Consider the following 12,073-nt stretch of genomic DNA (forward strand, 5'->3'; position numbering starts at 1 on the left):
GGTCAGGCGAAGCCGCCACCCGGCTCTGTTTTTTTATAACCGCACGGGATCGATATGCCAGATAGTTTCAGCATATTCTTTGATAGTACGGTCTGATGAGAAATAGCCCATATTGGCGATGTTATGCATCGCGGCGCTGGTCCACTTCTCCTGCTGACGGTACAACTCGTCCACGTTGTCCTGGCAGTCGACATAGCTGCGGTAATCCGCCAGCACCTGATAGTGGTCACCAAAGTTAATCAGTGAATCGACCAGATCGCGATAGCGGCTCGGCTCTTCAGGGTTAAACACGCCGGTGGCGATTTGCGTCAACACCTGGCGCAGCTCTTCATCTTCTTCGTAGTACTCGCGCGGCGAGTAGCCCTTCCTGCGAAGCGCCTCCACCTCCTCCGTCGTGTTACCGAAGATAAAGATATTCTCTGCCCCGACATGCTCCAGCATCTCAACGTTCGCGCCATCCAGCGTACCGATGGTCAGTGCGCCATTCAGGGCAAACTTCATATTACTGGTGCCGGAGGCTTCCGTACCGGCCGTGGAAATCTGCTCAGACAGGTCCGCCGCCGGAATGATCAACTGCGCCAGACTCACACTGTAGTTCGGGACAAAGACCACCTTCAGCTTGTCACCGATATCCGGATCGTTGTTGACCACCTTCGCCACATCATTGATGAGATGAATAATGTGCTTCGCCATGTAGTATGCCGACGCCGCCTTACCGGCAAAGATTTTCACCCGTGGCACCCAGTCGGCCGTTGGGTCGGCTTTGATGCGATTGTAGTGCGTGATGACGTGCAGCACGTTCATGAGCTGTCGCTTGTACTCATGGATACGCTTGATTTGCACATCAAACAACGCTTTCGGGTTGGCCACCACGTTCAGGTGCAGCGCAAGATACACCGACAGCCGCTTCTTGTTCAGAAGCTTGGCTTCACGCACGGCTTTGTTCACCGCCGGGAAATCCAGGTGCTGTTCAAGCTCGCCCAACTGACTCAAATCGGTACGCCAGGTGCGGCCAATATGTTCGTCCAGGACGTCGGAGAGCGGCTGGTTAGCCAGCGCCAGCCAGCGACGCGGGGTAACACCGTTCGTCACGTTGCAAAAACGCGTCGGGAAGATCTTCGCGAAATCAGCAAACAGCGACTGCACCATCAGGTTCGAGTGCAGTCCGGAAACCCCGTTCACCTTGTGGCTGATCACCACCGCCAGCCAGGCCATACGCACGCGGCGACCGTTGGATTCATCAATTATTGAGGCCCGGCTCAGCAGGCCAGTATCGTTTGGATACTGCTCCTGCAGCGTCTTCAGGAAGTAGTCGTTAATCTCAAAGATAATCTGCAGATGGCGCGGCAAAATTTTACCGAGCATGTCGACCGGCCAGGTTTCCAGCGCTTCGCTCATCAGGGTGTGGTTGGTGTACGAGAAGACCTGGCAGGTCACTTCAAACGCATCATCCCAGCTGAACTTGTGCTCGTCGATCAGCAGACGCATAAGCTCGGGGATCGAAAGCACCGGGTGGGTGTCGTTGAGGTGAATGGCGGTTTTTTCCGCCAGGTTACTGTAGGTTTTGTGCAGCTGATAGTGACGGCTCAGGATGTCCTGAATCGTCGCGGACACAAGGAAATACTCCTGACGCAAACGCAGTTCGCGTCCGGAATAGGTCGAGTCGTCCGGATAAAGTACGCGGGAGACGTTTTCAGAGTGGTTTTTATCTTCCACCGCCGCAAAATAGTCGCCCTGGTTGAATTTACCGAGGTTGATTTCGCTACTGGCCTGGGCGCTCCACAGGCGCAGGGTGTTGGTGGCATCGGTGTCGTAGCCGGGGATAATCTGGTCATAGGCCACGGCCAGGATCTCTTCCGTCTCAACCCAGCGGGATTTTTTTCCCTCCTGCTGGATACGGCCACCAAAGCGCACTTTGTAGCGCGTATTGTGTCGTTTGAATTCCCACGGGTTGCCGTACTCAAGCCAGTAGTCCGGAGACTCTTTCTGTCGGCCTTCCACAATGTTCTGTTTGAACATGCCGTAGTCGTAGCGAATCCCGTAGCCGCGGCCCGGCAGGGCCAGCGTCGCCAGCGAGTCCAGGAAACAGGCGGCCAGACGCCCCAGGCCGCCGTTACCGAGGCCCGGGTCGTTCTCTTCGTCAATCAGCTCTTCTAAATCTAACCCCATCTCTTCCAGTGCGGTTTTGACGTCGTCATAGATACCGAGCGACAACAGCGCATTGGACAGCGTGCGGCCAATCAAAAATTCCATCGACAGGTAATAAACCTGCCGCGTTTCCTGCGAGAGCTGGGCGCGGTTAGAGCGCAGCCAGCGTTCCACTAAGCGGTCACGCACGGCAAACAGCGTGGCGTTCAGCCACTCGTGTTTGTTGGCGATGACCGGGTCTTTCCCGATGGTGAACATCAGCTTATAGGCGATAGAGTGCTTTAACGCCTCAACGCTGAGCGTGGGTGAAGAATAGCTAAAAGGAGCATTCATATCAGTAACTTCGCCTCGTTACATCAAGCGTTGATAAAGGTCGCGGTATGACTGCGCCGCAACGTGCCAGCCAAAGTCCAGAGACATCGCCTGACGCTGAACGTAACGCCACAGAGATGGACGGGACCACAAGACGAAAGCACGCCGAATCGCCCGCAGCAGCGACCAGGCATTACTGTCCTCAAAGACAAACCCGCTGGCGATACCGTCCGCAAGGTTTTCCAGAGAACTGTCCGATACGGTATCCGCCAGCCCGCCGGTACGACGTACCAGCGGTAGCGTGCCGTATTTCAGGCCATAGAGCTGCGTCAGGCCACACGGTTCGAAACGGCTCGGCACCAGAATGACGTCAGCACCGCCCATAATCCGGTGCGAAAACGCTTCGTGATAGCCAATCTGTACCCCTACCTGCCCGGGGTGTTCCGCCGCTGCCGCAAGGAAACCTTCCTGCAGCACCGGGTCGCCGGCACCGAGCAGCGCCAGTTGCCCCCCCTGCTCCAGTAAGCCCGGCAGCGCCTCCAGCACTAAATCCAGCCCTTTCTGGCTGGTCAGACGGCTGACGACGGCGAACAGCGGCACTTTATCGTTCACCTTCAACCCCATCGCAATCTGCAGCTGGCGTTTGTTTTCCGCTTTGTCTTCCACGGAATCGCGGCCATAGCGTGCCGCCAGCAGAAGATCGGTCTCCGGATTCCAGATCTGCTCATCAACGCCGTTGAGGATCCCCGACAGGCGGCCCTCACGATGGCGCTGTCGCAGCAACCCTTCCAGACCGTTACCAAACTCCGGCTGGGTAATTTCCCGGGCGTAGGTCGGGCTCACGGCCGTAATGTGATCGGCGTAGTAGATGCCGGCTTTCAGGAACGAAATCTGCCCGTTAAACTCCAGCCCGTGCATGTTATAGAACGACCATGGCAGATCGATGTCATTCATGTGATGGGCATAGTACATGCCCTGATACGCCAGGTTGTGAACGGTAAAGACCGATTTCGCCGGGTGGCCGCGCGCCGCCAGATACGCCGGTGCAAGCCCGGCGTGCCAGTCGTGAGCGTGTACCACGTTCGGGCGCCAGAACGGATCCAGCCCGGTTGCCATTTCAGCACCGACCCAGCCGAGCAGTGCGAAACGCAGCACGTTGTCGGTATAGGCGAACAGGTTCGTATCGTGATACGGGCTACCCGGTCGATCGTATAAATGCGGCGCATCAATCAGGTAAATGCCTACGCCATTGTAATGTCCAAACAGCAGGGTGATGCGTCCGGCGAAGGTTTCACGACGAGTGACCACCTTTGCATCTGGAATACCACGCCGGATATCCGGAAAAGCGGGCAACAGAACTCGGGTATCTACACCCCCGGCGATTTGCGCCGCAGGCAATGCGCCAAGAACATCCGCCAGACCGCCCGTTTTTAACAACGGGAACATCTCAGAACATACATGTAAAACCTGCATTATCGCTCCTGTTTGACCTGCAGCTTCCGCAACATTTCCCGTGTTACTAACACGATCCCCTCTTCCGAACGGTAGAAACGACGCGCGTCTTCTTCCGCATTTTCACCAATCACCATGCCTTCAGGTATGACGCAGGCACGGTCGATAACGCAACGGCGCAGACGGCATGAGCGTCCGACCCAGACATCCGGCAACAGCACCGCCGAATCGATATTACAGAATGAGTTCACGCGCACGCGGGGGAACAGCACCGACTGCACCACCACCGACCCCGAGATAATGCATCCGCCGGACACCAGCGAGTTCAGCGTCATGCCGTGACTGCCGGAGCGGTCCTGAACGAATTTCGCCGGCGGCAGCGATTCCATGTGGGTACGGATTGGCCAGTTCTGGTCGTACATATCCAGTTCAGGCGTCACCGACGCGAGATCGAGGTTTGCCTTCCAGTAGGCCTCCAGCGTTCCGACGTCGCGCCAGTAAGGTTCAGCATTCGGATCAGACTGCACGCAGGACAACGGGAAGGGATGTGCATACGCCATGCCAGCTTTGGTAATTTTCGGAATGATATCTTTGCCGAAGTCGTGGCTGGAGTTTTCGTCTTTGTCGTCTTCTTCCAGAAGCGCGTAAAGATAATCGGCATCAAAGACATAGATCCCCATGCTGGCGAGCGATTTGGTATCGTCCCCTGGCATTGTCGGTGGGTTCGCCGGTTTTTCGACAAAATCGATAATCTTGTCGTCGGCGTCGACATGCATCACCCCAAATGCCGTCGCCTCAGCAACAGGCACGGGCAGGCATGCCACGGTGCAACGCGCCCCTTTTTCGACGTGGTCGATCAGCATGTGGGAGTAGTCTTGCTTGTAGATATGATCGCCCGCGAGGATCACGATGTATTCCGCGTTATAACGGCGAATAATGTCGAGGTTTTGCGTCACCGCATCCGCCGTCCCGCGATACCAGTTCTCACCGTGAACGCGTTGCTGGGCAGGCAGAAGATCGACAAACTCATTCATCTCTTCACTGAAGAATGACCAGCCGCGCTGGATGTGCTGCACCAGAGTATGCGACTGATACTGCGTAATGACGCCAATGCGGCGAATGCCTGAGTTCAGGCAGTTGGAGAGCGCAAAGTCGATAATACGGAACTTACCACCAAAGTGGACGGCAGGTTTGGCGCGTTTGATGGTCAAATCTTTCAGACGAGTACCACGCCCGCCTGCGAGTATCAGGGCAACAGTTTTTAATGGTAGCTGGCGTGCCAACATTAAGGGATCGTTCTTCTCTAATCTAACCATGACTAACTCCTTTTTTATCATCTTTGGAATACGCACACTCCGTGCGCAGGCCCGTGCCAGACAGCCATTACTACCGGATTATCCGCTCCGGCAAATGGGGGAACAGCGCGCCATTCCCCGTCAGGTAAAACAATCTCAGCGACGTCATCCGTCGCGTTCAGCGTGACCAGCCACCTCTCCGAAAGCAGGATTTGCAGGCGTGGTACGCCGTGTTGCCACTCTTGCGCGCTTAAGGGTTGCGCGTCTTGATTCAGCCAGCGGACATTACCGTCGCCCTCTTCCCACCAGCGATCGGCGGTGAGCGCGGGAATTTGCTGGCGAAGATGGATCAGCGCAGCGGTAAAGTGAATCAACCCGCTGTTCGCTTCACCCCAGTCGAGCCAGGTCAACGTGTTGTCCTGGCAATACGCATTGTTGTTACCATGCTGACTGTGACCATGTTCATCGCCTGCCAGCAGCATCGGCGTGCCCTGCGACAATAACAGCGTTGTCAGCAGCGCATGCACGCTGGCGCGTCGCCGCTCGATAACATCAAGGCTTCCGCCTAACCCTTCTATACCATGATTGAAGCTATGGTTATTGTTAGTGCCATCGCGATTCTCCTCGCCGTTCGCTTCATTGTGTTTCTGATTGAAACAAACGCAGTCCCGGAGCGTAAAACCGTCGTGCGCCGTCAGCAGGTTGATCGTCGCAGACGGTCGTTTGCCATCGCGCTTAAAAAGATCGCTGGACCCGGCAAAGCGTCCGGCGAACTCCCCCAGCGACAGATTCCGTTCCAGCCAGAAGCGGCGCGCGGCATCGCGATAGTGATCGTTCCACTCGGCAAACAGGGGCGGGAAATTCCCGACCTGATAACCCCCTTCACCGATGTCCCACGGCTCGGCAATGAGCTTCACCTGTGACAGCACCGGACAGTTTTTGATCGCTTCAAACAGCGGCGCCTGCTGGCTGAAGGCCGGCGTACGCCCCATAACCGGTGCCAGATCAAAACGAAAACCGTCGACGTGGAACGTGTCCACCCAGTACTTCAGGCATTCATACGCGAAATGCATGATCGCCGGGTGGCTGAGATTGAGCGTGTTACCGCAACCGGTCCAGTTGAAGTAATCGCCATCGTCCCTGATCCAATAATAGCTACGGTTATCAATTCCGCGCATGGAGAGCGTCGGTCCATCGAGATCGCTTTCCGCACTGTGGTTCAGTACCACGTCCAGAATGACCTCAATGCCTGCCGCATGAAGCGCCTTTACCGCATCACGAAACTCGTCCCGCGCCTTGTCCGGATGAGCGGCATAGCGGGGTTCGAGCGCAAACATCGCCAGTGGGTTGTAGCCCCAGTAGTTACTGAGCCCCAGCCGCTGCAGACGAGGTTCACTGGCAAAATGCGCGACGGGCAACAGCTCCAGGGCCGTGATCCCGAGGTGCTTGAAGTAGGCAATCATGGTCGGATGACCGAGCGCCTTGTAGGTGCCGCGCATCTCTTTCGGGATTGACGGATGCAGATACGTCAGCCCTTTGACATGCGCCTCGTAGATAACGGTGTTGCCCCACGGCGTGCGCGGCGGGGCATCGTCTTCCCAGTCGTAGAGATCGTTCACCACCACGCTTTTAGGCGCCACGGGGGCGCTGTCGCGGTGGTCGGGTTCACCGTAGCCGACATGGAAAATAGGGTCGTCTTTAAACTCGCCATCCACGCGGTGCGCACACGGATCGATCAGCAGCTTCGCCGGGTTAAACCAGTGCCCCTGCGCAGGTGCCCACGGGCCGTGTACGCGATAGCCGTAGTGCATTCCTGGCCGTCCCCCGGCCAGGTAGCCGTGCCAGGTATCTCCTGTGCGAGACGGCAGGTCGTAACGATGTTCATTACCCTCGCCGTCAAATACGCACAGTTCAACCCGCTCCGCATGGGCAGAAAAGAGCGTGAAATTCACCCCCTTTCCATCAAAATGTGCCCCGAGCGGTTCGGGTTTACCTGCCGTAAGCTGGGTCATTCCCCCTCCCGGATCAGCCAGATGGTGCTGAGCGGCGGTAGCGTAAGGCTCAGGGAATTCGGTCGTCCGTGGCTCTCAATGGCATCGCTTTGCACCAGACCGCCGTTACCGGCATTGCTGCCGTGGTAGTGCGTGGAATCGGTATTCAGGATTTCACGCCACTTGCCGGCCTGGTTAATCCCGAAGCGATAATGATGGCGCGGTACAGGGGTAAAGTTGCTGGCGACGATAATTTCGTTGCCGGCTTTATCCCGCCGCACAAAGACAAACACCGAGCGTTCATGGTCATCCACCACCAGCCACTCGAAACCGTACGGGTCAAAATCAAGCTCATGCAGGGCTTTGTGGTGACGGTAGGTCAGGTTCAGGTCCCGCACCAGACGCTGTACGCCGTGGTGCCAGTTGTCGCCCCCTTCCAGCAGATGCCAGTCGAGGCTGGTGTCGTGGTTCCACTCGCGCCCCTGGGCGAACTCATTGCCCATAAACAGCAGTTTTTTACCCGGGAAGGCGAACATCCAGCCGTAGTAGGCGCGCAGGTTGGCGAACTTCTGCCATGCATCGCCCGGCATGCGGTCGAGAATGGATTTTTTGCCATGCACCACTTCGTCATGCGACAGCGGCAGCATGAAGTTCTCGGTGTAGTTGTAGAGCAGCCCGAAGGTGAGCTTGTCATGGTGATACTGGCGGTAGACGGGATCCAGCTTCATGTAGTCGAGCGTGTCGTGCATCCACCCCAGGTTCCATTTGTACCAGAACCCCAGTCCGCCGGTTGACGGTGGACGGGAGACGCCAGGGAAGTCGGTGGACTCTTCCGCCATCGTCACCGCACCGTCTACCTGCTCGCCGATAATACGGTTGGTGTTGCGCAGAAACTCAATCGCTTCCAGGTTTTCACGGCCGCCATACTCGTTCGGGATCCACTCGCCTTCTTTGCGACTGTAGTCGCGGTAGATCATCGACGCCACGGCATCAACGCGCAGGGCATCAATGCCAAAGCGCTCAATCCAGTACAGCGCATTGCCCACGAGGTAGTTTGCCACTTCACGACGACCGTAGTTGTAGATCAGCGTGTTCCAGTCCTGATGATAGCCTTCGCGCGGGTCGCTGTGTTCGTACAGCTTAGTGCCGTCAAACTCTGAAAGACTAAAATCATCGGACGGGAAATGGCCCGGCACCCAGTCGAGGATCACGTTTAACCCGGCGGCGTGCGCGGCATTGATAAAATAGCGGAAGTCATCGCGCGTGCCGAAGCGACGCGTCGGGGCGTACATCCCGGTCGGCTGATAACCCCAGCTTCCGTCGAACGGGTGTTCATTAATTGGCAGCAGCTCAAGGTGGGTAAAGCCCATCCATTTCGCGTACGGAACCAGCTGGTCGGCAAGCTCCCGGTAGCTGAGCCAGAAGTTATTATCGGTATGGCGACGCCAGGAACCGAGATGCACTTCGTAGACGGAGATTGGCGCATCAAAGCGGTTGGCCTGCTTGCGTTCTTCACTCTGGACAACTTTCTCCGGCAGGCCGCAAATCATTGACGCGGTTTCCGGACGCATCTGCGCTTCGAAGGCGTACGGGTCGGACTTAATACGCAGCTTGCCGTGCGCATCGATCATCTCGAATTTATACAGCTGGCCGTTGTGCGCGCCGGGGATAAACAGCTCCCAGATACCGCTTTCACGGCGCAGACGCATCGGGTGACGACGGCCATCCCAGTAGTTGAACTGGCCAACAACGGAGACTCGCTGGGCGTTAGGCGCCCACACGGCAAACCGCGTGCCGGTGATGCCATCCATCGTATCGGCATGGGCACCCAGCGTTTCATAAGGTCGCAGGTGGGTACCTTCAGACAGCAGCCACGCGTCCATCTCCTGTAAAAGAGGCCCAAAGCTGTAGGGATCATCGATGAGATTTTGCTGACCATGCCAGATAACGGCAAGCTGATAACGAAAAGGGTTTTTACGACGGGGCATTACGCCCGAAAAGAAGCCACGAGAATCGAGGCATTCCAGATTGCCGACCTTGCGGCCGGTTTTGGGTTCGATAACCCACACTTCTGTGGCATCAGGTAACAGTGCCCGGACTTCCAGCCCGGCCTCGGTACGGTGCATCCCCAGTACGGAAAAGGGGTCGGCAAAATGACCCGCAATAAGCGCATTAATCACGTCTCTATCCACACGATCGGACATGGTATTCATCCTGTTTTTTATGTCGTCCTTTTTTAGCGCCTGGGACGACTTTAATGTGACCTGAACGGGCATCCTCTCAGCCCCGTCCTAACCTCAGGTAAGAAATAACTCTTCCTTAAAGCATAGCCAACGCTCTAAATGACTCCTGATAAAAAATAAGACATATGCGTTTTACTCCATGTAGTACGCGGAAAAGGGGGTGAAAATCACCCCCCGGGGTTTAACAAATTATTACGCCAGCTGGCGCAGCATGCGACGCAGCGGCTCGGCTGCGCCCCACAGAAGCTGGTCGCCGACGGTGAATGCAGAAAGGAACTCCGGCCCCATGTTCAGCTTACGCAGACGACCCACCGGGGTGGTCAGCGTGCCGGTGACGGCAGCCGGGGTCAATTCACGCATGGTGATGTCGCGATCGTTTGGAACCACTTTCGCCCACGGGTTGTGTGCAGCCAGCAGCTCTTCCACGGTCGGAATCGACACATCTTTTTTCAGTTTAATCGTGAAGGCCTGGCTGTGGCAGCGCAGCGCGCCGATACGTACGCACAGACCGTCAACTGGAATGGTGTTCGCGGTATTGAGTATTTTGTTGGTCTCAGCCTGACCTTTCCACTCTTCGCGGGTCTGGCCGTTATCCAGCTGTTTGTCGATCCACGGGATCAGACCACCGGCCAGCGGTACACCAAAATTATCCACCGGCAGCTCGCCGCTGCGGGTCAGCTCGGTGACTTTACGCTCGATATCGAGAATAGCGGAGGCCGGGTTTGCCAGCTCGGTCGCAACGCTGTGGTGCAACTGGCCCATCTGCGTCAGCAGTTCACGCATATGTCGCGCACCGCCGCCGGACGCGGCCTGGTAAGTCGCCACGGAGACCCACTCCACCAGGTCCTGCGCGAACAGGCCGCCGAGTGACATCAGCATCAGGCTGACGGTGCAGTTACCGCCGACAAAGGTTTTTACGCCGTTGTTCAGGCCGTCGGTGATGACGTCCTGGTTGACCGGGTCGAGAATGATGATGGCATCGTCTTTCATGCGCAGTGAAGACGCCGCATCAATCCAGTAGCCCTGCCAGCCGCTTTCACGCAGCTTTGGATAAATTTCGTTGGTATAATCGCCGCCCTGGCAAGTGACAATAATGTCGAGTGCCTTCAGCGCTTCCAGATCGAAAGCATCCTGCAACGTACCGGTGCTGCCGCCAAAAGAAGGTGCAGCCTGGCCGAGCTGGGAAGTGGAGAAGAAGACCGGGCGGATGGCGTCAAAATCGCGCTCTTCAACCATGCGTTGCATGAGAACAGAGCCGACCATACCGCGCCAGCCGATAAAACCAACGTTTTTCATAGCATTTTTTTCCTGCAGAGGGTGTGTGCTGATTGTGCAAACCAGTATTCAACTGGGATATGCTTCACATTACAAAATGCTGCCAAAGTCGCAAGCGAAATTAATCGATGATGGCCCGCCAATCAGAAATAGCGCTAATCATCATAATAACCATAGAGAGTTTCAGGGATAATTTTAATGAGTGAAATCATATCCGCGGCGGTTTTATTGATCCTGATAATGGATCCTCTGGGCAACCTGCCTATCTTCATGTCGGTGCTGAAGCACACCGAACCCAAACGCCGTCGGGCGATCATGATCCGCGAGCTGCTTATCGCGCTGCTGGTGATGTTCATCTTCCTGTTTGCCGGTGAGAAAATCCTCGCCTTCCTGAATCTGCGTGCCGAAACGGTTTCGATTTCCGGTGGGATTATCCTGTTCCTGATAGCGATTAAGATGATTTTCCCGAGCGCCGAAGGCAGCAGCAGCGGCCTGCCCGCGGGGGAAGAGCCGTTTATTGTGCCGCTGGCGATTCCCCTTGTCGCCGGACCGACGATTCTGGCAACGCTGATGCTGCTGTCGCATCAGTACCCCAATCAGATGAGCCATCTGGTGATTGCCTTGCTGATTGCCTGGGGCGGGACGTTTATCATTCTGCTGCAGTCGTCGTTGTTCCTGCGTCTGCTGGGTGAGAAAGGCGTAAACGCGCTGGAGCGCCTGATGGGGTTGATTCTGGTGATGATGGCAACGCAGATGTTCCTGGACGGGATCCGCGCGTGGATGAAGGGCTAGGTAAAAGTAAAAGACCACCTTCTTAGAAGGTGGCTTTTGAGAATGCCCCCTGTAAGGGGGGCTACTATCACTTTCCACTAACTACTCTAACAATTCCATCTGCTGTTCATGTGTCTGTTCCGTTTTCTCCTGATGCCGCACATATCGTCTGATTATTTCTTCATTTACCCCCACCGTATCTACAAAGTATCCGCGGGACCAAAAATGATTGCCCCATAGCTTCTTTCTTATGTGCGGAAAACGATTGTAGAGCCTGATAGCGCTGCGGCCTTTCAGATGCCCCATCAGAGTGGATATAGAAATTTTCGGTGGGACAATGACAACGAGATGTACATGATCTGGCTGAACATTTAGCTCCAGAACCTCACAATCTTTGATTCCGCAGAGAATGTAGATTGTCCTGTAAAGTTCTTTACCCAGCTTATCTTTCAGGATCCTGAAACGGTACTTCGGCGTCCAGACTATGTGGTATTTGCAACGCCAATATACATGTGATGAACTCCTGTAAAGCCCCATGTCGGTTTGTCTCCTTTTACTTGTGGTGAGTAAGCAAAGATATTCCGAC

The 12,073-nt window shown here is 55.9% G+C and carries 8 protein-coding genes; 1 reads left to right on the forward strand and 7 read right to left on the reverse strand.

Features of this window, described 5'->3' with window-relative positions; translation table 11 throughout:
• Positions 1–33 precede the first annotated feature (33 nt).
• The 6 genes from glgP to asd all read right to left on the reverse strand — a co-directional run bounded on the left by glgP (position 34) and on the right by asd (position 10,737).
• Complete coding sequence (gene glgP, locus AC2FAP_RS18805) at positions 34–2,481, reverse strand: glycogen phosphorylase (RefSeq protein WP_014171981.1); 2,448 nt, start codon at positions 2,479–2,481, stop codon at positions 34–36.
• A gap of 18 nt (positions 2,482–2,499) precedes the next feature.
• Positions 2,500–3,933 (reverse strand): glycogen synthase GlgA, encoded by a 1,434-nt coding sequence (gene glgA, locus AC2FAP_RS18810; RefSeq protein ID WP_014171982.1) that lies wholly within the window; start codon positions 3,931–3,933, stop codon positions 2,500–2,502.
• Complete coding sequence (glgC, locus tag AC2FAP_RS18815) at positions 3,933–5,228, reverse strand: glucose-1-phosphate adenylyltransferase (protein ID WP_020884559.1); 1,296 nt, start codon at positions 5,226–5,228, stop codon at positions 3,933–3,935. Before glgC ends, glgA begins: the two co-directional genes overlap by 1 nt.
• 17 nt (positions 5,229–5,245) lie before the next feature.
• A complete protein-coding gene (gene glgX / locus AC2FAP_RS18820) occupies positions 5,246–7,219 on the reverse strand; it encodes a glycogen debranching protein GlgX (RefSeq protein WP_449541961.1) in 1,974 nt (657 codons plus the stop codon).
• Positions 7,216–9,402, reverse strand: coding sequence for a 1,4-alpha-glucan branching enzyme (gene glgB, locus AC2FAP_RS18825; RefSeq protein WP_047954779.1), 2,187 nt, complete (start codon positions 9,400–9,402; stop codon positions 7,216–7,218). Before glgB ends, glgX begins: the two co-directional genes overlap by 4 nt.
• A 231-nt stretch (positions 9,403–9,633) precedes the next feature.
• On the reverse strand, positions 9,634–10,737 hold the full coding sequence (gene asd, locus AC2FAP_RS18830; protein WP_014171986.1) for an aspartate-semialdehyde dehydrogenase: 1,104 nt from the start codon (positions 10,735–10,737) through the stop codon (positions 9,634–9,636).
• A 177-nt stretch (positions 10,738–10,914) separates the two neighbouring features.
• Between asd and yhgN the strand changes: the two genes are divergently transcribed.
• The gene (gene yhgN, locus AC2FAP_RS18835; RefSeq protein WP_003861574.1) at positions 10,915–11,508 is read left to right on the forward strand and encodes an NAAT family transporter YhgN; all 594 of its coding nucleotides are present in this window, start codon (positions 10,915–10,917) and stop codon (positions 11,506–11,508) included.
• Positions 11,509–11,589: 81 nt separating this feature from the next.
• Here the strand turns inward: yhgN and tnpA are convergent, their stop codons facing one another.
• A complete protein-coding gene (gene tnpA / locus AC2FAP_RS18840; RefSeq protein WP_041162689.1) occupies positions 11,590–12,024 on the reverse strand; it encodes an IS200/IS605 family transposase in 435 nt (144 codons plus the stop codon).
• Between the last annotated feature and the right edge of the window lie 49 nt (positions 12,025–12,073).

It is taken from the genome of Enterobacter cloacae complex sp. 394I7, from assembly GCF_057320345.1.